The sequence below is a fragment of the Terrabacter sp. NPDC000476 genome, from assembly GCF_040300125.1.
Taxonomy (GTDB): Bacteria; Actinomycetota; Actinomycetes; order Actinomycetales; family Dermatophilaceae; genus Terrabacter.
The window spans coordinates 305,960-328,516 of the sequence record NZ_JBEPDF010000004.1 but is presented as its reverse complement, the minus strand read 5'-3'; the positions used below and the strand labels follow the sequence as shown (position 1 = coordinate 328,516).

The following is a 22,557-nucleotide window of genomic DNA, read 5'->3' as shown; positions in this document are numbered from 1 at the left end:
GCGGGGACCCTGAGGGGGGACGCCGATCGGTTCAGGTGCCGACCTTCGTGATCGCCTTGAGGACGCGCTGCGGCGACACGCTGTACGCCGTGCCGATCGTCTGCGCGAAGAGCGAGACCCGCAGCTCCTCGATCATCCAGCCGATGTCGACGACCTCGGCCGAACCGCGCTGTGCGGGACGCAGCGTGTCGAGCAGGTCCGCGTAGCGCCCCTCGACGAGGTCGACCTGCTCGAGCGCCTGCGCGTCGCGCGCGAGGTTCGCCGGCGCCTTCTCGAGGCGGTGCGCGACGGCGCGCAGGTAGCGGTCGAGGTCGGGCAGGCGCTTCAGGCCGGTGTCGGCGACGAAACCGGGGCGCACGAGCTCGCGCAGCTGGGCGCGCACGTCGGCCAGCAGGGGCCGGACGGCGGGGCTGCTCGACCGGTCGAGCTCGGCGAGCCGGTTCGTCAGGTCGAGGTGCTTGGCGAGGATCGGCTCGACGAGCCCGACGACCTGCACGACCCGCGCCGTCGTGTGCGTGCGCACCGCCGACAGGGCCCACTCGAAGTCCTCACGGCTGCGCACGGCGTGGTCCGCACCCGGGCCCCGGCCGGTCACCGCGTCGTCGCGGATGGCGTCGACGGCTGCGGCGAGGCAGTCGTCGAGCAGGGCCGGCACGCTGCCGTGCGGGTTGTGGCCGAGCGCGAGCTTCTGCGCGTTCGTGAGGCGCGCGAGGATCTGCTTCCACGGCGGCGTGATGCCGAGCAGGAGCAGGCGACGCACCCCGAGACGGTGCTCGGCGTCGGCCTCGGACCGCGTCGGCAGCACCCGGAGGTCGACCGACGAGCCGGCGTCGACGAGGGCGGGGAAGCCGTGGATGCCCTGGGCCCCCTCGAACGTCTCGGGCACCCCTGCGTCGGGAAAGGCCGTGAGCCCGCGGCGCTCGATGCCCGATCCGGCGCGGCTCACCTGCCGCCGCAGCTGCGGGGTGGCGGCGTCGCGCACCGCCTCGAGGTCCTTGCCCACCGCGACGGCGCGCCCGTCCAGACCGTCGACGGAGAAGGTGATCGCGAGGTGCGGCGGCACGCGCTCGACGTCGAAGTCGGCCGCGGTGACGGCCGTCCCGGCGCGGCGGCGCAGCACCGTCGCGAGCTCCGGCAGGAGCGGTCCCGACCTCGGGTCGAGCTCGGGCAGCACCGCCCGCGCGTGGTCGGGAGCCGGGACGAGCAGACGCCGGATGCCCTTGGGGAGGCTGCGGATCAGGGCCGTGACGAGCTCCTCGCGGAAGCCCGGCACCTGCCAGTCGAAGCCGTCGGGCGTCACCTGGTTGAGGCGCTCGACGGGGATGTGCACGGTGACGCCGTCCTGGGCCGAGCCGGGCTCGAACTGGTACGTCACGTCGAGCACGTTCTCGCCCTGCGTCCACGTCGTCGGGTGGTCCTCGTCGGCGATGCTGCCGGCGCTCTCGCGCAGGAGCAGCTCCTCGGTGAACGTCAGCAGGTCGGGCGTCTGCCGGCGCGCCTTCTTCCACCACGAGTCGAAGTGCCGCCCTGACACGACGTCGGCCGGAATCCGCTTGTCGTAGAACGCGATCAAGGTGCTGTCGTCGACGACGATGTCGCGCCGGCGGGTGCGCGCCTCGAGCTCCGAGAGGCGCTCGACGAGCGCGGCGTTCTCCGTGCGGAAGGCGTGCTCCGTCTGCCAGTCCCCCTCGACGAGCGCGTGCCGCACGAAGAGGTCGCGGGCAAGCTCCGGGTCGACCTTGCCGAGCCCGACGACGCGACCGACGACGAGCGGCACGCCGTAGAGGGTGACGCGCTCCGTCGCGACGGCCGACCCCCGCTTGCCCGACCACCGCGGCTCGGAGTACTGCCGTTTGACGAGGTGGTCACCGAGCTGCTCGGCCCACACGGGGTCGATGCGCGCGTTGACGCGGGCCCAGAGCCGGCTCGTCTCGACGAGCTCCTCGGCCATGACGAACTGCGGCTGCTTGCGGAACAGCGCCGACCCGGGACTGATGCCGAAGCGCGTGCCGCGGGCGCCGGCATACTCACGCTTCTGCTCGTCGCGCACGCCGACGTGCGAGAGCAGCCCGGCGAGCAGCGACTGGTGGATCGCGTCGGCGTCGATCTCCCCCTCGCCGACCTGCACGGTGCCACGGCTCACGTCGAGGCCCGCCTGCTTGGCCGCCTGCCGCACCTGGCTGTGGAGGTCCTGCCATTCGCGGATGCGCAGGTAGTGGAGGAACTCGTTCTTGCAGAGCCGCCGGAAGGCGCTGCTGCTCAGCTCCCGCTGCTGCTCCTTGAGGTAGGCCCAGAGGTTCAGCCAGGGGACGAAATCGCTTGTCTCATCGGCGAATCGCTTGTGCGAGGCGTTGGCGAGCTCCTGCTTCTCCTGTGGCCGCTCGCGAGGATCCTGGATCGAGAGCGCCGACACGATGACGAGCACCTCGCGCAGCACGCCGCGCTTGTCGGCCTCGATGACCATGCGCGCGTGCCGCGGGTCGATCGGCAGCGTGGCGATGGTGCGGCCGTATGCCGTGAGGCGGCGTCCCGGACGTCGCCGCCCGCGGGCGGGCGCGCCCTCGGCGTCCTCGGGCGCGAAGGCCTGCAGCTCCTCGAGCAGCCGGACGCCGTCGGTGATCTGGCGGCTGTCGGGCGGGTCGACGAACGGGAAGCGCGCGATGTCGCCGAGGCCGAGGCTCGTCATCTGGAGGATGACGGAGGCGAGGTTGGTCCGGAGGATCTCGGGGTCGGTGAACTCGGGGCGGCTGTCGAAGTCGTCCTCGGAGTAGAGCCGGATCGCGATGCCGTCGGCCACGCGGCCGCAGCGGCCGGAGCGCTGGTTCGCCGAGGCCTGGCTCACCGGCTCGATCGGCAGGCGCTGCACCTTGGTGCGCTGGCTGTAGCGGCTGATGCGCGCCGTGCCGGTGTCGATGACGTAGCGGATGCCGGGCACGGTCAGCGACGTCTCGGCGACGTTGGTGGCCAACACGATCCGCCGACCGGTGTGCGAGGAGAAGACGCGGTGCTGCTCGGCCGCCGACAGCCGGCCGTAGAGCGGCACGACCTCGGTGACCGGCAGCTTCATCCCGTTGAGCGCGTCGGCCGCGTCGCGGATCTCGCGCTCCCCCGAGAAGAAGACGAGGATGTCGCTGCTCGTGCCGGAGTGCCGCTCGGTCCACAGCTCCTCGACCGCCTCGCAGACCCCCTGCACCATGTCGCGCTCCTCCGCGTCGGGGCGGTCGGGGTCGACGAGCGGGCGGTAGCGGATCTCGACGGGGAAGGTGCGACCCGACACCTCGATGATCGGCGCCGGCTCGCCGGTGGCCGAGTCGGCGAAGTGCTCGGCGAAGCGCTGCGGGTCGATCGTCGCCGACGTGATGACGACCTTGAGGTCGGGCCGGCGCGGCAGCAGCTGCTTGAGGTAGCCGAGGATGAAGTCGATGTTGAGGCTGCGCTCGTGGGCCTCGTCGATGATGATCGTGTCGTAGCGGCGCAGCTCGCGGTCGCGCTGCATCTCCGCGAGCAGGATGCCGTCGGTCATCACCTTGACGAGCGTGTCGCGGCTGCTCTGGTCGGTGAAGCGCACCTGGTAGCCGACAGTCGTGCCGAGCTCGACGGCGAGCTCCTCCGAGAGCCGTTCGGCCACGGCCCGGGCCGCGATGCGGCGTGGCTGCGTGTGGCCGATGACCCCGTCGACGCCGCGACCCAGCTCGAGGCAGATCTTGGGGATCTGCGTCGTCTTGCCCGAGCCCGTCTCGCCGGCGATGACGACGACCTGGTGGTCGCGGATCGCGGCGGCGATGTCGTCACGGCGCTCGACGACCGGCAGGTGCTCCGGATACGTGATCTCCGGCATCGCCGCGGCACGGGCGGCCCGTCGCGCCGCAGCGCGGGCGTCGCGCTCACGGCCGCCGGGGCCGGTGGCCGCTGCCGTGCCCGGCGCTCGCTGCTCGGCCCGCTGCTCGGCGGGCTGCTCGGACGGGCCGGGACGGCGACGTCCGCGGCCCCGGGAGGGGCGGCGGGAGGACCGCGAGCGCGCGGGGGCGTTCGCGGACTCGTCGGGCATGCTGGACAGGATAGGCGGGCCGACCCGGCGGCTCCGAACGGATATCCGCCGCCCGGTCGGGGTGGGTCCGGAACGCGACGCCGGATCCGGTGGTCTGAGGTTCGACGGCGCGGGTCGGAGAGGACCTACGGTGGTCCCACGCGTCGAGGGGAGCACGCCGTGTCGGACGACGACTCGAGGACGGTCCGGACCAGGAGGTCGGGCCCGTCGGGCAGGCAGGGCAGGCAGGGCAGCCCGCCCAGCCCGCGCGTCCCGCGCACCCTGTCGACCGGCGCGGCTCGTCCGGCCCTGCCGGACCCCCAGCACGACCGGCACGTCTCCTTCCCCGACGACCAGCCCGACGAGGCGCCCGGCCGCCCGCACCCGGCCGCCGCGACCCTGCCGGCCGAGGCGTGGGCGCCCCGGACCACCCCCTCCCGACCTCGCGGGACGTCGGTCGCGCGGCCCGGGCCACCGCCACCACCCACGCCCGTCCCCAGGCCCCGGCGGCGGCTGCCGGGATGGGTCGCCGTCCTGCTCGTGCCGCCCCTCCTGCTCGGCATCGCCAACAACGGCGACGGGCCCGTCGAGACCTGCGACGTCTCCGTCACCGGGGAGCTGCCGGGGGTCGGCGAGTGCGACCCCACCTTCGGCGACAGCGGTTCCGGCAACGACGGTCTCGGCGGCGACGGCGCGCCCGTCGGTGCGCCCGGCGTCTGGGTCGAGGACTCGACCGACACGGTCGCTCCACTCCTGCGCGGCCGTCCCAAGGCCGCCCCGGTTCCGGCGTCGGCGACGGCGCTGAAGGTCGAGATCGTGACCGCCCTCCGATCGGGGTCGGCCTCTGAGGTCTACGCGCAGGTCGACACCTCGGCAGACGGGTTCGCCGCCGACAGCCGGGAGACCACAGGCGCGTCCGCGTTCGAGGTGCACCTGGACCCGCGTCCCCGTGACCTGAGCATCACGGCTGCGCTGCCTCCGGGGAACGGCACCGTGCAGTGTCGGGTCTACGCGGGCGAGACCCTCGTGGCCGTCAGCACGTCGGACACCGAGGCCACGTGCACGCCCGCCCTGTGAGCCCGCGCCGGCTGCCACCGGCCCCCCACTAGATTGGGCCGTCGACACCGAGAACGAGGGGACCCGTGTCAGAGCACCCACCGCAGCAACCCGACCCGACGCGCGACACGACGGGCGAGGCCGCCGAGCCGGCCGAGCCGGCCGAGGCCGCCGGGCCCGCCGCGGGCGATCCACGGGACGCACCCGCGCCGGAGGACGTGCCGACGCCCGGGGACGGACCGGCGTACGACGCGACGTTCGGGCTCGAGGCAGCACCCGAGCCGAGCTGGGTGCCGCAGCGGGCCGACGACGCGCCGGCCACGGCGCAGCACGCTCCCGGCGCCCCGGGCAACCCGGAGGTGCCGAGGATGCCGGAGGGCACCTCGACTCCCGTCGGGCCGGCCGCGGGAGCTTCCCAGGGGAGGGCCCGGACCATCACCCTGCCGCGACCGGCAGCCCGGCTGCTCGGTGGCCGGCTGCGCGCGTGGCACGTCGTCGCCGTCGTCGTCGGCCTGCTCGTGCCCCTCGGCCTCTGGGCCGCGGTCGACGGCGCCGACGACCTCGACCCGCTGACGTCGCCGGCCCGGGTCGGTCCCCGTCGCCCCGCGGTCACCCGCACCCTCCCCACCCCGCAGGTCCCCACTGTGACGCGCCCGACGGCGTCGACCGCACCCACCGCGCCGGTGGCGCCCACGGGCGCCGTCCCGACCCGGGGAGCGATGACGGCGCCGCCGCTCGTGACCGTCCCCACGGTGCCGGTCACTCCCGTGCCCACGAACGCCGGGACGATCCGCTTCGAGGCGCAGGCGGAGGGCGGCACCCGCGTCGAGGTCTCCCTCTCGGACGCCACGCACCAGCGGCACGACTTCGCCGAGCAACCGGCGCCGCTCGCGTTCGACGTCCCGGTCCCGGCGGCGGTCACGAGCAAGGACTACTTCAGCCTGCGGGTCCGCGCTGCCGGTGCCGGTGGCACGACCTCCGCGGACCGTCCCACCGTCGTGTGCCGGGTGCTCGTCGACGGCGTGCTCGTCACCTCGCAGCAGGGCCGGGGGTATGCGACGTGCTACCTCAGCCCGTACTACGACCTCCGGCGCCGCTGACCGGCATACCTCCTGTCGTGAGCTTTGTGCCGATTTCACCGTTTCTGCACCCACGCTCGCGCCGGCCCCTAGTCTGACGCCGGAGTCATCCGGGACAACAGGGGGAAGCATGCCGTCGACGACGTCACGTCGCCGTGTGGGGTTGTGGGTCAGGGCCGTGCTCGCGGCCGTCATCGTCGTGGGTCTGGTGCCGCCGTCGGCCGGGACCGCGGTCGCCGCGCCAGCGGCCACGCGCGGGCTGACGCCGAGCAGCGGCGCCGCGAGCTCGGCGACCCCTGTGCTCGGCTGGCAGGCCGCCGTCGGGGCGAAGCGCTACGACGTCGAGCTGTCCGCCACGTCGGACTTCAGCAGCATCCTCTTCGCGAGGTCGACGACGAACACGCGCCTCGTGCCGACCGTCATGCTGCCGGACGGCACCGTCTTCTGGCGGGTGCGCACCGTCGACGCCTCGGGCATCGGCGCGTGGGCCACGTCCGCGCTCGCGGTCCGCTCGACGTTGCCGCCGACGCCGAAGGGGCCGGCCGACGGCTCGTCGCTGGCCCAGCCCGCCGACCCCCCGCTGCTGTCGTGGACCGCCGTGCCCGGCGCGACGAGCTACCTGGTCGACGTCGACGTCGACACCGACTTCGTCGGGGCCTCGACCTACACGACGAAGACGACCTCCGTCGTGGTGCCGGATGCCAAGGCCGACGGCCGCTACTACTGGCGCGTGCGCGCCCAGCTCGCCAACGGCCGGTACACCGCGCACTCCGTCGTGTGGGGCTACTCGATCGGCCCGCTCTCCCAGGTGACACCGAGCTACCCGGCCGACGGCGCCGCCGTCGAGGACGTCGTGCTGGCTTGGAACCCCGTCGCGGGCGCCAAGACCTACGAGCTGCAGGTCAGCACCGACCAGGACTTCAACACCCTGCTCGACAACAAGGTCAACCTCAAGGGCACGCGCTACTCCCCGCCCACGACGTACCTCAACGACCAGTACTACTGGCGCGTGCGCGCGCGCAACGCCCAGGGCGAGACCTTCGACTGGCAGCAGGTGGAGCAGAAGCGCCTCGTCCAGCGCAGCTGGCTCGACCGACCGACGCTGCAGCACCCGCCGAGCACGCTGAGCCCGACGACCGGCGACGACCTGTACTTCCAGTGGTCGCCCGTGCAGCACGCGGCGCGCTACCAGCTCGACCTCGGCCGAGACCCGAACTTCTCGCCCCTGTCGTTCACGACCTGCGAGATGGCCGGCACGACGTACACGCCGGTGCACCTGCTCGACCGCAAGAACTGTGCCCCGGTCCAGGGCGGCGTCTACTACTGGCGCGTGCGCGCCATCGACGGCCCGGCCGACGTGCAGGGCATCTACTCCGCCACGGGCACCTTCATCTACTCGACGGGAGCCGTGACCCAGACGAGCCCGGCCGACGGGGCGAGCGTCAGCGTCCCGACGCTGCGGTGGCAGGCCGCTCGCGACGTCGAGAAGTACCGCGTGATCCTCACCAGCGCCACGGGCAAGGTCGTCGCCGACATCCGGACCTACGCGCTCAGCTGGACCCCCGACAAGGCGCTCACCGCCGCCGACGGCCCCTTCGGCTGGACGGTCCAGTCGATCACCGCCGACGGCCGTGAGTCTCCCCGCTACGCGCCGCGGCGCTTCGCGCTCGTCGAGGCCGCGCCGCCCGTCGGCGCCGAGGGGCTCACGCCGATCGGCGACGGCTCGGCGACCACGCGGTTCCCCGGGCTCGCGTGGCAGCCCGTGTCCGGCGCCGCGTACTACCGCGTGCACATCGGCATCAAGGGCAGCGGCTTCTACTTCCAGGACGATTTCGCCCCGATCCTGTCGACGGAGTACGCCTACCCGGCTGCGACCGACACGTCGCTCGCGATGCTGACGCCCGACGTCTACGAGTGGCAGGTCGAGGCGTTCTCGGCCGGCAACGTCATTATCGCGCGGAGCAGGACGACGGGCTCCTTCACCATCAGCCCGCTCACTGCGGTGACCGGCCGTCGGTTGGCCATCGACGGCACGAGCCTCGACGACGGCAAGGCCTGCACGGCCTCCCTCACGGCTCCGGCCACCAGCCCGAGCCTGTGCACGGACGTGCCGACGACGCCCGTGCTCGACTGGGACTCGGTGCCGGAGGCGTCCTACTACATGGTCTACGTCGCCCGGGACCGCGAGCTGACCAACCTCGTCTACGCCGAGCCGCGGGTCCCCAGGGTCACCGGCAGCCGGTGGACCCCCAACGTCTACAACAAGCCGATGGCGCTGCCGGACAGCCAGGCCGGGCAGGCGTACTACTGGTACATCCGGCCCTGCAAGGCGAACAACGTCTGTGCGCCCGACCCGGTGTCGACGCTCGCCGCAGCGACGAACGCCTTCAGCAAGACCTCGCCCCCGGTGAGCCTGACGTCGCCGGCGGCCGGGGCGGCCGTCGCCAACCAGATCACCTTCTCCTGGCAGGACTACCTCACGACGAACGCCGCGAGCACGTATGCCGCGACCGGTGAGCGCAGCACGCAGACGGCGATGAGCTACCGCATCCAGGTCTCGCAGACGCGCAGCTTCGCCACACTCGTCGACGACAAGGTCGTCGACCAGGCCACCTACACTGCGTTTGACCGCACCTACCCCGAGGGCCCGCTCTACTGGCGGGTGCAGGCCATCGACGCGGCCGGCAACGGGCTCACGTGGTCGGTCGGCGACCAGCCCGGCCAGGCCGGGCGGGAGTTCCGCAAGCTGAGCCCGGCCCCCGTGCTGCGCTCCCCCGTGGGCAACGCCGTGACCGGAGGGCTGTCGCCGTTCGTCTGGACGCCGGCCGACTTCGCCGGCAGCTACGTGCTCGAGGTCTACCGCAACGACGACACGAACTGGTCGCCCGTCAACCGGGTCGCCTCCGTGACGGGTCGGCAGGTGGCCTACGCGCACGGCCTGCCGCTTCCCGCGAGCAGCTCGGCCTACGTGTGGCGCGTCGCGCGGCTCGACGCGGACAACCGTCCCGGACAGTGGTCGACGCCCGGCCGCTTCTTCTCCACGGGCGCCGTTCCGACGCAGACCTCCCCGGCCCTCGGCGCGTCCATGAGCCAGTCGAGCCCGTACTTCTCGTGGACCGCCGTGCCGGGTGGGGTCACCTACCGCTTCGAGCGTCGCGCCCCGGGCACGACCGCCCTCTCGGAGAACGTCACGACGAGCGCGCAGGCCTGGGCCCCGACGGCAGCCCTGCCGATGGGGTCGTGGGAGTGGCGCGTCGTCGCCGTCGACGCGAACCGCGCCGACCTCGGTGCGAGCACCTGGCGCCCCTTCACCGCGGTGGGCACGCTCACGCTCACGCCCTCGCCGCTGATCGGCGGCACCGCGAGGGTGGGCTCGCGCCTGACCGCGACCCCCGGGACGTGGACCCCGGCCCCGGTCACGCTCGCCTACCAGTGGTACCGCTCGGGCGTCGCCATCAGCGGCGCGCGGTCGGCGACCTACACCCTCACCGCGAGCGACCTCTCCAAGAAGGTCAAGGTCCGGGTCGTCGGGTCGAAGGTCGGCTACGCGTCCGTCACCCGCTACTCCGCGGAGACGGCGACGGTCGCGAGCGGCCTCCTGACGCCGTCACCGACGCCGAAGGTCACGGGGACGCTCCGGGTCGGCAGCCGCCTCACGGCGACCGCCGGCACGTGGGGCCCGGCCCCGGTCTCCCTCTCCTACCAGTGGTTCCGTTCGGGCGTCGCCGTGAGCGGCGCCACGACGTCCAGCTACCTGCTGGGCACGGCCGACCTCGGCAAGACCGTGCGCGTCGCGGTGACCGGCCGTCGCATCGCGTTCGCCACGCTGACGCGCACGTCGGCGAGCACGGCTGCCGTCGCCGGCCGCGCCTTCACGGCGAGCCCGGTACCCCTGGTGTCTGGGACGGCCCGCGTGGGGCGCACGCTCACCGCGAGCGCCGGCACGTGGGGGCCTTCGCCGGTCACCCTCTCCTACCAGTGGTACCGCTCGGGCGTCGCGGTGAGCGGCGCCACGGCCCGCAGCTACGTCCTCAAGAGTGCCGACGCCGGCCGCACGTTCACGGTGCGGGTCACCGGCCGCAAGACGGGGTATGCCACCACGACCAGGGCGTCGGCCGCGACGAGGTCGGTCGTGCGCTGAGCCGCTGAACCAGAACGGCCCGCGCCACGAGGCGCGGGCCGTTCTGCGTCACACGTCCCCGGCGTCGTCCGGTGCGCGGGCCGTTCTGCGTCACACGTCCCTGGCGTCGTCCGATGCGCGGGCAGCCTTGCGGCGCTTGTTGATCGCTATCCGTGCGGCCATCGCCTTCTCGAACGCGAGGTGCCAGAAACGGCTGAGCACGAGCTCGCGCTCGCCCACCATCTCGACGACGTCGGCCCCCGCGCCGAGCTTGAAGAGGAGCAGACCCGTCAGCGGGCTGGTGGCCCCGAGCGAGGTGTTGAAGCCGCGGAAGTCGTACGCCTCGCACCCGGCCGCCGCGGCGTCGCGCATCGCCTGCCACTGCAGGGCGTTCGACGCCCGGGCGTCGCGGTTGCGCTCGGTCGAGCCGCCGTAGAGGTAGGAGAAGGTGCGCCCGAAGCGGATCATCAGCGCCGAGGCGAGCACGTCGCCGTCGACGTGGGCCTCGTAGAAGCGCGCCGACACCGGGCCGTCGTCGTCGGAGGCGAAGGAGCGCGCCATGACGTCGAAGTAGGCCTTGGGCCGGGGCAGGAAGTTGTCGCGCCGGGCCGACTCGACGTAGAGGTCGTGGAAGGTGTCGAGTCCCTCGGGACCGACGGCCCGCACCTGAACGCCGGCCTTCTCGGCCTTCTTGACGTTGCGTCGCCACTGCTGGTTCATGCCCTTGAGCAGCTCGGCGTCCGTGCGGCCCCGCAGGTCGACGACGCACAGCAGGCGCGGCTGGCCGACGGCCACGCCGTCGGCCCCGAGCGGCAGCCAGCCGTTGCGGTCGAGCCAGGCCTCGAGCCGCCGGGCGGACGGGTTGTCGACGGCGGCCGGCAGGCTGGTGAAGCTGAGCAGGCCGCTGTCGGTGACCTGCTTCTTGACGGGCTCCCGGTCCCACACGCGCGAGACGACCGGGTAGCCGAGCCGCAGCGCGAACGCCTTCGCGTCCTTGGCCCACGCGACGAGGGGGTCGAGCCAGCGCGTGGGGTCCTCGGCCACGAGGTCCCAGGGCAGCCCGGGCCCCTCGGGCAGGTAGGCGTACGAGCGGGACAGGCGCGGGATCGTGCGGGAGAGCACGAGCCCGGCCCCGACGCGTCGGCCCGTGGCGTCGAACCAGCCGAGGTGGGTGCGGCGCCACCCCTGCTTGGCGCGGCCCCAGGCCGGCGTCTGCAGGAAGCTGCCACCGACCTCGAGGAGCGTCTCGACGGCCTCGTCGGGCGTGATCTCGCGCACGGTGAGCGGCCACGTGGGAGGCCCGGTGACGGGGGCCGACGTCGAGAGCGGCGCCGTGACGGGGGTCTGCTCGGTCATGGGCGCCACCCTAGCGGCGCGGGGTTCACTCCTCCGACGCCACCCGCGCGCCGTCGCCCGTGTCGGTGCCCGTGCCGGTGCTCGTGCCGGTGCTCGCGCCCGGGACCCCGCCGTCAGGCGTCGGCAGCGGCGGTCGCGCGTGCGGTCCGGCGGATCCACCAGAGGCCGAGCACCGGCAGCAGGAGCGGGACGTAGCCGTAGCCCGAGCCGAAGTGCGACCACACCGTCTTGTCCGGGAAGGCGGACGGGACGGCATACGAGATCGCGCCGACGACGAGCACGCCGAGCAGCTCGACCCCCAGCGCACCCGTCGCGAGCCGCACCGAGGCGCGGTCGCCGCGGGCGAGGCCGACGGTCGCGACGAGGTAGATGACCGCGGCGAGCGCCGAGAGCACGTAGGAGGCGGGGGCCCGGTCGAAGTACTCGCTGATCTGCAGGATCGAGCGACCGGTCGCCGCGAGGGCGAGCAGGCCGTAGACGGCCACGAGGAGCCGGCCGAAGCCGTGCCCGGTGTGCGGTCGGGCGGGCGGGGTCGTGGGGCTCTGCGTCGACTCAGACATTGAGGGTCCAGACCTGCTGGAGGCGGGCGACGAGGATGGCCACGACGAGGGCGCCGCCGAGCACGACCGCCATGGCCCACTGCGTCTTCTCCTTGATCGCGATGACGACGGCCACCGGCACGACGACGAGCACGGTGAAGAGGTAGGCGATGAAGGTGGCCCGCTCCGCGCCGTCGGCGATGGCCGACGAGCGGGCCAGCCCGACGACGAGCTGGACGAGCAGGCCCAGCTCGAGCACACCGCCGACGATGATGAGCGGGTCGTCGACGAGGCGCCGACGCAGCAGGTGGTGGGCGGCCAGCAGGCCGAGCAGGCCGCACGCCACGAGGAGCACGACGGTCAGGGGTTGGAGCACCCGAGAAGCGTACGGCGTCGCCGCCGGTCGGACCGTCGCGGCCCGACGTCGGCGCTGCCGGTAGTTTCGTGCCGGTGCCCACCAGCGCCGCGACCCACCCGGGTCCCCAGCCCTGCTCCCAGCCCCGCGCGCAGCCTCGAGGAGTTCCCGTGCCGATGCGTCCCCTCGCCGTCGACCGTGCCGCCGGAGTGCTGCTCGGTGAGGCGTGCGGCGACGCGCTGGGCGTGCCCTACGAGATGGCCGCTCCCCCGGTGGGCGAGGCGGTCATGAAGGGCGGCGGCCTCGGGCCCTACGAGCCCGGCGAGTGGAGCGACGACACCCAGATGACGCTCTGCGTGGCCCAGGTGGCCGCTCGCGGCATCGACCTCAGCTCGTCGGACGGGCTCGACGCCGTCGCCGAGGCCTTCACCGCGTGGCTCGACGGCGGGGCCACCGACGTGGGCATCCAGACCAAGGCCGTGCTCACCGAGGCGAAGGGCCTCTCGGGACGCCCGCACGAGCGGCTGACGCGCGCGAGCGAGGCGCTGCACGCCCGCACCGGGCTCACCGCGGGCAACGGGGCCCTGATGCGCACCTCGATCGTCGGTGTCTCCGCGCTCGACGACCGGGCGGCGACGGCGCGCGCCGCGCGGGCCATCGCGGAGCTCACCCACACCGACCCGCTCGCCGGCGACTCGGCCGTGCTGTGGTCGGAGGCCGTTCGCGTGGCCGTGACCGAGGGACGCCTCGACCTCGCCGCCGGCCTCGACCTCGTGAGCGCCGCGCACGCCGGCCGGTGGGGCGACTGGATCGAGGCGGCGACCGGCGCCGAGCCGGGCAGCTTCGGCGACAACGGCTACACCGTGACGGCGCTCCAGGACGCGTGGGCCGCCATCACGACGACCGACCGCGGCGACGGGTCCGCCATGCACCTCCAGCGCGGGCTGCAGGCTGCCGTGCGGGCCGGTCACGACACCGACACCGTGGCCGCGATCGCCGGCTCGCTCCTCGGCGCACGCTACGGGGCGTCGGCGGTGCCCACCCAGTGGCGTCGGATGGTGCACGGCTGGCCGGGCCTGCGGGCCCACGACCTCGTCGAGCTCGCCGTGTCGACCTCGGTGAACGGCCGCCGCCCCGGAGAGTGGCCGTCGGTGGCCTCCATGGGCGACCCGGCGATCCCGGCGCTCGGGGTGCCGCACCCCATCGACCCCGACATCGTGCTCGGCACCATCACCGACCTCGCCCGCGCCGACGAGCTCGACGTCCAGGCGATCGTGTCGCTGTGCGCCCTCGGGCTCGAGGACATCCCGGCGTCCGGGATGACGGCTCGCGACCACATCGAGTTCTGGATCAACGACGAGGAGCAGGAGGCCGCCAACCCGCACCTCGACTTCGTGCTCGACGACGCCTCCTCCGCGCTGCGCCAGTTCCGCGCCGAGGGCAAGCGGGTGCTCGTCCACTGCCGTCACGGCATCCAGCGCACGCCTGCCGTCGCGCTCCGGTATGCCGTCGACCTCGGTGTCGCCCCCGAGCTCGCGGAGCGCTCGATCCGGGAGGCCCTGCCCGGCATACTCGGTGAGGGACGCCTCTGGCACGTCGCCGCCCACGGGGCCTGACTGCCGGACGGGTCCACTGCTCCCGCGCTAGGTTCTGGGACATGAGCGAGCTGGACCACCGGCGCCTCGGCGTCGACCTCTACAACGCGACGTGGGAGCTGCTCGACCGAGCCGCACGCACCCCGGACGACGACGACCTCATGGTGGCGACGGCCCACGCCTCCGCCTACCACTGGAGCCAGGCGCCCGGCGTCCGCCCGTCGAACGTCGGCCGCGGTCACTGGCTGTGCTCGCGCGTGCACGCGACCCTCGGCCAGGCCGACACGGCCGCCCACCACGCGGCGCGCTACGTCGCGATCGCCCGCGCGGGTGACGTGGACGACTGGGACCTCGCCGCCGCGCTGGAGGCCTCGGCCCGCGCCGCCGCCGTGGGCGGTGACCTCGACGCGGCGGAACGTCTCGAGGCCGAGGCGCGCGAGGCCCTGAGGTCGGTCGCCGACGCCGAGGACCGCGCGGTCGTCGAGGCCGACCTCGCCACCCTCCCGCGCCGCCACTGACGCCGATCCCCCACCAGCCAGCGGCGGTCACGGCCGGCCTCAGACGACCTTGGCCTCGTCGACGTAGCGGCACAGGGCGTTGACGGCTCGCAGCTCCTCGGGCGTGTGCACCTCGGCGTCGGTGAGCAGCGGGCTCCCGACGAGGACGGCGAGCGCCCTCGCCCTCGAGATCGCGACGTTGAGCCGGTGCACGTCGTAGAGGAAGGAGACGCCCCGGGGCGCAAGCGCCGCGGTCGTGCTGGCCAGCGAGTAGATCACGACGGCCCCCTGCTGCCCCTGGAACTTGTCGACCGTGCCGACGCGGGCCCCCTCGGGCAGGGCCTGGGCGAGCGTGGCGACGTGGGCGTTGTAGGGGGCGACGACGAGCACGTCCGAGAGCTCGAGCGGGCGGGTCCCCCCGTCGGCGGTGGTCCACGTGCCGCGCAGCAGGTCGGCCACGAGGTCGGCGACGACGGCGGCCTCCTGCCGGCTCGACTGCTCGCACAGCTCCTCGTGCACGACCGGCACCCAGCGCAGCCCGTCACCCGCGAGCGCGCCGGGCGCCTCGACGCCGAGGCGCTCGCGCCCGGGAGCTGACGCCAGCCGACCCTCGTAGGCCAGCTCCGAGACGAACGCGGTGAGGCTGGGGTGCATCCGGTGAGTCTGGTCGAGGAAGACACCGCGGTCGGCCGGGATGACGTCGTGCACCCCGTCGGCACCGGTGCGCAGGTGGTCGAGCGCCGAGACGCCGGAGCCGTAGGGGTGCACGGCCTTCGTGGGCTGGGTCAGCTGCTGCGGGTCGCCGAGCAGCACGAGCGAGCGGGCCGCGGGCGCGACCGCGACAGCGTTGGCGAGCGAGAACTGGCCGGCCTCGTCGACGACGAGCACGTCGACGGCGTCGACCATGTCGTCGCGCGACCACAGCCAGGCGGTGCCACCGGCGAGGCGCACCTCACCCGAGGCCAGGCGGGCGGCCAGCTCGTCGTTGCTCGTCGTGTGCTCGACGAGGGACGGCCGCACGGGCGGCGCGTCGGGGTCGGCGTTCGTGCCGTCCTTGTGCAACGCCGGCCGGCCCACCTCCTCGAGGAGGTTGAGCACGACCGCGTGCGACTGCGCCGTGACGCCGACGCGGAGGCCGGCGTCGAGCAGCTCGCGGATGAGCGCCGAGCCGGCGTAGGTCTTGCCGGTGCCGGGAGGGCCCTGCACGGCGAGCACCTCGCCCTGCAGTCCCAGCCCGACGCGGACGACGACGTCCTTGGGCTCCTCGCCCGGGCGGGCGGCGAGCACCTCGGGCGTCGGCACCCTGCGGCGCACGAGTCGCAGGGCCAGGTTCTCCCCACCGGCCAGCGCCAGCTCGCCGGTGCGCGCGATGCTCTCCCGCAGCACGCGGTCCATGACGGGCCCCGGCCCGCCGAGGCCGCGCGGCCGGGGCGCGAGCAGCGACTTCTTCATGGACAGCTCCACCCATCCCTCGACGGGATCGAGGTCGACGACCCTGCCGACCGTGGCGTGGGTGTCGACGTCCGGCACGTAGGAGCCGAGCGAGACCTTGCAGTCCTGCGGCGGGAAGGGGTAGCGCCACACCTTCGAGAGCTTGACGACGCGCATCTCCTCAGGCTCGCCGAGGTCGCCGATCGCGGTGCCGTCCTCGACGAGCTCGGCGGTCTCGAGCTCCTTGTAGCGGAAGAAGTCCCACCACTCGGGCCGCTTCTCGCGGCGGTGCCAGCCGACCAGTCCGGCGAGCAGATCGTCACCGGCGGCGACGAGGCGCTCGGTCAGCTCGATCTCGGCGCGCTCGTCGTCGCCGATCTCGCGCAACGGCTCGGGCACCGGGCGCGTCAGCGCATGACCGGCAGCCGCCAGGTCGGAGCGGCGCGCCTCGAGCCACTCGTGCAACGCCAGCGTCGACCGGACGTCCTCCTCGTTGTAGGTGCGGATCTCGTCGAGGATGCGCTGCTCGGCCGACCCGTCCTGGCGGCCGGCGAGCCACCGCTCGTACTCGACGACGGACGAGAGCCCGTCGGCCACACCACCGCCGTCGGCGGATCGCGTGTGGCCCCAGTAGAACTCCTCGAGCTTCTTGATGGAGTACGACCCCTTGCTGATGCGCAGGCCCTGCCGCACGACCGCGTAGAGGTCGACGAAGACCTCGTGGCGCAGCAGCTGGTCGAGCTCGGCCTCGCGGGTCGCGTGCTGGCCGACGAGACGCTTGAGCGCGGTCGTCTCGTAGGGGGCGTAGTGGTAGACGTGCATGCCGGGGAACCGGCGCCAACGGTCGGTGAGCCAGTCGAGCAGCCCGGTCGTCAGCCGGCCCTCGGCGGCGAAGTCGTGCGCCCAGAACTCGACGAACTCCCCCTGCCTCGTCCAGATACCTGCGAGGTACTCACGGCCCGCCCCACCCTCGGCCCACGGGTCACCCTCGAAGTCGAGGTAGACGTCGCCCTCGTCGGGCTCGGGCAGCATCTGCAGCCCGCGCGCCGGCTCGGGGTCGAGCAGCTCGAACTGTGCGCGGCCGCTCTCGCGTTCGGCCAGCTGCAGGCGGGCCTGCTGGTGCAGGCGACGTCGGGTGGCCGTCGACAGGGCGGGCGCGAGGTCGTCCTCGCCGGCCTCGGCGAGCGAGCGCAGGGTGGGGATGCCGAGCTCGACGAGCGCCGCGCGGTGGTCGGAGCGCATGCCGGCCACCTGGATGAGGTCGTCCCGCTCGAGCCATTCCTGGGCGCAGCGCTCCTTCCACCGGCACTGGCCGCAGTGCTGCACGCGCGCCGACTCGGTGGGACGCGGGCGGGCGATGGCGTCGAGCAGCTCCTCCCGGCGTCGCCGGGCGTAGGGCGCCACGTCGACGAGGCGCCACGGGTGGGTCTCGGTGTCACCGGTGACGACGGTCAGCCACTGCGGGGGCACGCCCTGCAACGTCTCGAGCCGGGCGGCATACGTCGCCATCTGCAGCAGCGCGGGAACCTTGAGCCGGCGCGCCAGCTTGGTGTCGGCGATGTCGTAGCGCCACGGGCCGAGGTCGCTGCGCTCACCGTCCGGGAGGTCGACCCTCACGAGGAAGTCGGCGAGGCCGACCCAGTGCCCGTCGAAGAAGGTCGCCTGGTAGACGACGTCGACGCCCCGGCGCATCGCGTCGACGGTGGCCGCCTCGGCCGCGGCGCCGCGCAGGCCCAGGGCTGCCACGTCCTCGACGACACGCCCCTCGGCCCGCAGGCGCTCGAGGTAGGCGTGCTCGTGCTCGAGCCCCTTGGCGAAGACGAGGTTGAGCGAGTCGTCGGTGCCGCTCGCGCGCACGCCCGCCCGCCCGCCCTCGAGCGCCTCGAGGTCGAGGGTCGTGATGTGCGCGCAGGCGACGTGCTTGGTCAGGTCCGTGGGGCTGAGGACGAGGTGACCGTCGATGCGCTGCATGCGAGCGAGTATGCCGTCCGCCACCGACAGGGCCCGGACGTCCACACGCGGGCCCGGGGGGCCACGCGCGGCCCGGAGGCCCGGCGTGACAGCACCCCCGGCACGGTCCGCGCACGGCGCCGCGACCTCCGCTGCGACCCGTTCGGCGCCGATCCCGGCTCCCAGCGGAATTTCAGGAACGTTTCGAGGTGTCGCTGTCCCTGTTCGCGGATATGTTGCGCGAGGCGCGGCAAGCAGTCTCGGGGGCAGGGGCCCTCACGTGATCAACCGGGGGCGACAACCCGGCTCACGATCGGCGCTGCGCAAGGAGGATGTGTGTCGAACAATTCTCGAGGCTCGCGGCGCGGACGTCGCAGCCTGGTTGGATCGGTGGGAGCGGGCGCCGTCACGGCACTCGTGGCCGCCACGCTCGGGGCCCCGGCAGCGACCGCGGCGTCGAATCCCAGTCCCACCCCCAGCCCCACGGGGCATCGTTCCAACGCCACGGTGCCCGACTCCGTCCGGGGCGCCGGCTCGTTCGGGGCCGGCACGCAACGCACGCCCGGTGACAAGGTCGACGCCGGGCTGCGCTCGGCCAAGGGCCCGGTCTCGGTCATGATCGAGCTCGACGCCGCGCCCGCCGCCCGCACCTTCGGGTCGGCCCGGGCGAGGGGCACGTCGGCCGCCACGACGGCGGCCAAGGACCAGACGAAGGCGATCAAGCGGGCCCAGACGAGCATCGAGTCGCGCTTCGGCGCGTCGGCGACCCGGGCGCGCACGCTCTACAAGGTGCACGCGGTCTACTCCGGCATCGCGGTCCAGACCGACGCGAGCCGGCTCAAGGCACTCGCGGCGATCCCCGGCGTCAAGGCGATCCACCGCCTCACGCCCAAGTCCCTCACGAACTCCTCCTCGGTGCCCCTCATCGGCGCTCCCAAGGTCTGGGCCGCCAAGGGCAACACGGGCAAGGGAGTTCGCGTCGGCGTCATCGACACCGGCATCGACTACACCCACGCCGACTTCGGCGGCCCGGGCACGGTCCAGGCCTTCCAGGCGGCGTCGGCCTCCAACGCCTTCACGCCGACCGCCAAGGTGGTCGGCGGCTACGACTTCGTCGGCGACGACTACAACGCCGACCCGACGTCCGACACGTACAACCCCGTCCTCAGCCCGGATGCCAACCCCATCGACTGCGACGGCCACGGCTCCCACGTCGCGGGCACGACGGCGGGCTACGGCGTCGCCGCCGACGGCACGACGTGGCGCGGCGGCTACACCGCGCCCATCGCGCCGTCGAAGCTCGACATCGGCCCCGGCGTCGCACCCGAGGCCTCGCTCTACGCCCTCAAGGTGTTCGGCTGCGAGGGCTCGACCGACGCCGTCGGCCGGGCGCTCGACTGGGCGGCCGACCCGAACGGTGACGGTGACGTCTCCGACCACCTCGACGTCGTCAACATGTCGCTCGGCAGCTCCTACGGCTCGCCCGAGGACCCCGACTCCGTCGCGTCGAACAACCTCGCCGCGCTCGGCACCGTCGTCGTGGCCTCGATCGGCAACTCCGGCGACGTCTACGAGGTCGGTGGCTCGCCCGGCAACGCCCCGCGCGTGCTCGGGGTCGCGGCGTCCGACGACGGCAACGACGTCGTCGACGGCCTGAAGGTCGACTCCCCCGCCGGCATCGAGCCGGCGAACACCGTCGACGGCAAGCGCGACAACGTCTTCGCCGCGCTCAAGTCGGTCGCCTACGACTGGACGACCAAGCCGGGCGTCACGAACGTGCCGGTCTCGGCGGTGGGCAACTGGGCCGCCGCCCCGAGCGACACGAACAACACCGACGGCTGCGCCCCGTACTCGACGGCGGACGCACAGAAGGTGGCCGGCACGGTCGTCCTGCAGATGTGGACCGAGGGCGCCGACCGTCGCTGCGGCTCGGCCGCCCGCGCCGGGCTCGCCAAGGCAGCCGGCGCGATCGGCGTCATCTACGGCAGCGACACCAACTCCTTCTCGGCCGGCGTCACGGGCGACAAGGACATCCCGGCGATGATCACGATCGCCCAGGCCACGACCGCGATCAAGGCGCAGCTCGACGCGTCGACGCCGGTCCGGGTGACGATGACCAACGCGCTGCGCAACAGCGTGTCGATCGTCAACGCCGCCGCCATCGACCAGCTCGCCGACTTCTCGTCGCGCGGCATCGGTGTCTCCGGCAACGTCAAGCCCGACGTCGCCGCGCCCGGCGTGACGACCTTCTCGGTCGCCGTCGGCACGGGCAACGAGGGGATCTCCGAGAGCGGCACGTCGATGGCGTCGCCGCACGTCGCGGGAGAGGCCGCGCTCGTACGCGGCGCGCACCGCTCGTGGAGCGTCGAGGAGGTCAAGGCCGCGATCATGAACACCGCGACCCAGGACGTCTACGTCGGCCCCAACCACACGGGCGCCGTCTTCGGCCCCGAGCGGGTCGGTGCGGGCCGGGTCGTCGCCGACGCGGCGGTGGACACCTCCACCCTCGCGTACGTCACGAACGACCCCGGCGCCGTCAGCGTCTCGTTCGGCCCGGTCGCCGTCACCTCGGCGACGCAGATCGTGAGCAAGACCGTCCGTGTCGTCAACAAGCGCCCCGTCGGCACGGCCGCGTACACGATCGCCTACAAGGCCGCGCACCCGACGCCGGGTGCGACCTACACCTTCAGCCCGAGCCAGATCTCGCTCGCGCCCGGTGCCTCGGCCGACGTCACGGTGACCGCACGGTTCACCCGCTCGGCCCTGCGCGCGGTGCAGGACCCGACCACCGTCGCCGACCCGCTCGAGGCCGGCCTGCAGCGCAACTACCGCGCCGACGCGAGCGGCCGCATGGTGCTCACGCCGGTGAACAACACCTCGGGCGGCGCGCTGCGCGTGCCCGTCTGGTCTGCTCCCCGGGCCGCCTCCTCGATGTCGTCGTCGTCCTCGACGGTGAGGGTCAGCGGCGGCGCGGTCAAGACGGGTCAGCTGACGCTGGCCGGCCAGGGTCTCGACCAGGGCACCGGCAACGAGGCCTACGCCTCGACGGTGTCGACCTTCCAGCTGCAGGCCCAGAGCGGGCGGCTGCCCTCCTGCTCGTCGACCCTCGTCGTCGGGTGCACGTCGACCCGCGACGACCGTGGGGCCGACCTGCGCTACGTCGGGGCGGCCTCGGACGCCCCCGACGCCGGCAGCCTCGAGGACGCGACGCTGAGCTTCGGCATCAGCACGCACGGCTCGTGGCGCACGCCCGCGTCGTCGACGGAGTTCGACGTCTTCCTCGACACGAACGGCGACGGCACCGCAGACGCGGTCGTCTACAACACCCGCGCCAGCACCGGCACCGACGACTTCGACTACTTCCTGTCGGAGCTGCTCGACCTGCGCCCCGGCAAGGTGGGCAAGCTGATCGACGACCAGCTCGTCAACGGCGTCGACGGGTCGCTGGACACGAACGCGTTCAACAGCGACTCGCTCGCGCTCCCGGTCTCGGTCGGTGCCCTCATGGACGCCGGCCTCGTCTCGGGCGCCTCGCCGAAGGTGCGCTACTGGGTGCAGTCGTTCTCCCAGTCCGGCCAGGTCGACGCCGTCGGCTCGGACAAGGCGCCCCTCACGGTGAGCCTCGCCTCGGCGGGCCTCTCGGCCTTCGGTGACTTCGGCACCCAGCTGAACACCGACCTGCCGGGCGAGAAGCTGATGGTCCGTCGTGACGACGCGGCCATGGCGAGCGACAAGCCCCTCGGCCTGCTGCTCATCCACCACCTCAACACGGACCTGCGCCGTGCCGAGGTCGTGCGGGTCAAGGCGATCTCGACGACGACGCTGACGGCCAGCCCGTCGACCTTCACCTACGGTGGCCGCACGACGCTCACCGCCACCGTGAGCCCCTCGAACGCCACGGGCACCGTGACGTTCTTCCACGCGGGCAAGAAGCTCGGCACGGCGACGGTCACGGCCGGCAAGGCGTCCCTCGGGGTGCGCAGCCTGCCGCGCGGGGTCACGTCGTTCACGGCCACGTACGGCGGGGACCTCTCGACGCTGGGCAGCACCTCGCCCGCCGTCACGGTCACCGTCAAGGGCCTGACCAGCGCGACCACGCTCAGCTCGAGCAGCGTCGACTACAGGTACGGCGGTCGTCCGACGCTGACCGCCAAGGTCGCGCCCACCGCCACCCGGGGCACCGTCACCTTCCGTGACGGCTCCAAGGTGATCGGCACGGCGACCGTCGTCTCGGGCCGGGCGGTGCTCAAGGCGCCCGTCCTCGCCCGCGGCACGCACTCGGTCAAGGCGACGTACAACGGTTCGACGTCGTACGCGCCCTCCGTGTCGCGCGTCGTCGCCCTCAAGGTGCGCTGAGCCACCGGCCAGCGCCCCACGCCGTATGCCGTCCGTCCCCTCGGGGGCGGGCGGCATACGTCTGTCCGGAGCCGGGCGGCACAGGCCCGTCGGGCGGGGACACGAGGGAGGCGGTCCTCGGAGGAGGACCGCCTCGGCGCTCGGGCCCGGGGGCCCGTGCCGGTGACCGTGACGGTGGTCGCGGTCACCGCCCCGG

General features: G+C 73.5%; 11 protein-coding genes. 6 read left to right on the top strand and 5 right to left on the bottom strand.

The window, feature by feature from the left end; all coding sequences use genetic code 11:
- Positions 1-31: 31 nt before the first annotated feature.
- The gene (hrpA, locus tag ABT295_RS20385; protein WP_352396230.1) at positions 32-4,048 is read right to left on the bottom strand and encodes an ATP-dependent RNA helicase HrpA; all 4,017 of its coding nucleotides are present in this window, start codon (positions 4,046-4,048) and stop codon (positions 32-34) included.
- A 159-nt stretch (positions 4,049-4,207) separates the two neighbouring features.
- Between hrpA and ABT295_RS20380 the strand changes: the two genes are divergently transcribed.
- The 3 genes from ABT295_RS20380 to ABT295_RS20370 all read left to right on the top strand — a co-directional run bounded on the left by ABT295_RS20380 (position 4,208) and on the right by ABT295_RS20370 (position 10,303).
- The gene (locus tag ABT295_RS20380) at positions 4,208-5,104 is read left to right on the top strand and encodes a hypothetical protein (RefSeq protein ID WP_352396229.1); all 897 of its coding nucleotides are present in this window, start codon (positions 4,208-4,210) and stop codon (positions 5,102-5,104) included.
- A 65-nt stretch (positions 5,105-5,169) separates the two neighbouring features.
- Positions 5,170-6,183, top strand: coding sequence for a hypothetical protein (locus ABT295_RS20375; RefSeq protein ID WP_352396228.1), 1,014 nt, complete (start codon positions 5,170-5,172; stop codon positions 6,181-6,183).
- 109 nt (positions 6,184-6,292) lie between these two features.
- On the top strand, positions 6,293-10,303 hold the full coding sequence (locus tag ABT295_RS20370) for a hypothetical protein (protein ID WP_352396227.1): 4,011 nt from the start codon (positions 6,293-6,295) through the stop codon (positions 10,301-10,303).
- Positions 10,304-10,393: 90 nt separating this feature from the next.
- Here ABT295_RS20370 and ABT295_RS20365 read toward each other — a convergent pair whose 3' ends face one another.
- The 3 genes from ABT295_RS20365 to ABT295_RS20355 all read right to left on the bottom strand — a co-directional run bounded on the left by ABT295_RS20365 (position 10,394) and on the right by ABT295_RS20355 (position 12,553).
- On the bottom strand, positions 10,394-11,638 hold the full coding sequence (locus ABT295_RS20365; protein WP_352396226.1) for a lipid II:glycine glycyltransferase FemX: 1,245 nt from the start codon (positions 11,636-11,638) through the stop codon (positions 10,394-10,396).
- A 113-nt stretch (positions 11,639-11,751) separates the two neighbouring features.
- A complete protein-coding gene (locus tag ABT295_RS20360) occupies positions 11,752-12,198 on the bottom strand; it encodes a hypothetical protein (protein WP_352396225.1) in 447 nt (148 codons plus the stop codon).
- A complete protein-coding gene (locus ABT295_RS20355; RefSeq protein ID WP_352396224.1) occupies positions 12,191-12,553 on the bottom strand; it encodes a hypothetical protein in 363 nt (120 codons plus the stop codon). Before ABT295_RS20355 ends, ABT295_RS20360 begins: the two co-directional genes overlap by 8 nt.
- A 155-nt stretch (positions 12,554-12,708) precedes the next feature.
- Between ABT295_RS20355 and ABT295_RS20350 the strand changes: the two genes are divergently transcribed.
- Together ABT295_RS20350 and ABT295_RS20345 are read left to right on the top strand one after the other, a co-directional pair.
- Positions 12,709-14,148, top strand: coding sequence for an ADP-ribosylglycohydrolase family protein (locus ABT295_RS20350; protein WP_352396310.1), 1,440 nt, complete (start codon positions 12,709-12,711; stop codon positions 14,146-14,148).
- Between the two features lie 41 nt (positions 14,149-14,189).
- Positions 14,190-14,645 (top strand): hypothetical protein, encoded by a 456-nt coding sequence (locus tag ABT295_RS20345; protein WP_352396223.1) that lies wholly within the window; start codon positions 14,190-14,192, stop codon positions 14,643-14,645.
- Between the two features lie 39 nt (positions 14,646-14,684).
- Here the strand turns inward: ABT295_RS20345 and ABT295_RS20340 are convergent, their stop codons facing one another.
- The gene (locus tag ABT295_RS20340; RefSeq protein ID WP_352396222.1) at positions 14,685-18,026 is read right to left on the bottom strand and encodes a TM0106 family RecB-like putative nuclease; all 3,342 of its coding nucleotides are present in this window, start codon (positions 18,024-18,026) and stop codon (positions 14,685-14,687) included.
- A gap of 486 nt (positions 18,027-18,512) precedes the next feature.
- On the opposite strand from ABT295_RS20340, the gene ABT295_RS20335 reads away from it, so the two are divergent.
- A complete protein-coding gene (locus tag ABT295_RS20335) occupies positions 18,513-22,361 on the top strand; it encodes a S8 family serine peptidase (protein WP_352396221.1) in 3,849 nt (1,282 codons plus the stop codon).
- Positions 22,362-22,557 lie beyond the last annotated feature (196 nt).

Excerpts from the sequence above, each read along its gene's own strand:
- ABT295_RS20360 (WP_352396225.1), bottom strand. The coding sequence starts at position 12,198 with ATGTCTGAGTCGACGCAGAGCCCCACGACCCCGCCCGCCCGACCGCAC.
- ABT295_RS20370 (WP_352396227.1), top strand. The coding sequence starts at position 6,293 with ATGCCGTCGACGACGTCACGTCGCCGTGTGGGGTTGTGGGTCAGGGCC.
- ABT295_RS20340 (WP_352396222.1), bottom strand. The coding sequence starts at position 18,026 with ATGCAGCGCATCGACGGTCACCTCGTCCTCAGCCCCACGGACCTGACC.
- hrpA (WP_352396230.1), bottom strand. The coding sequence starts at position 4,048 with ATGCCCGACGAGTCCGCGAACGCCCCCGCGCGCTCGCGGTCCTCCCGC.
- ABT295_RS20350 (WP_352396310.1), top strand. The coding sequence starts at position 12,709 with ATGCGTCCCCTCGCCGTCGACCGTGCCGCCGGAGTGCTGCTCGGTGAG.
- ABT295_RS20365 (WP_352396226.1), bottom strand. The coding sequence starts at position 11,638 with ATGACCGAGCAGACCCCCGTCACGGCGCCGCTCTCGACGTCGGCCCCC.
- ABT295_RS20345 (WP_352396223.1), top strand. The coding sequence starts at position 14,190 with ATGAGCGAGCTGGACCACCGGCGCCTCGGCGTCGACCTCTACAACGCG.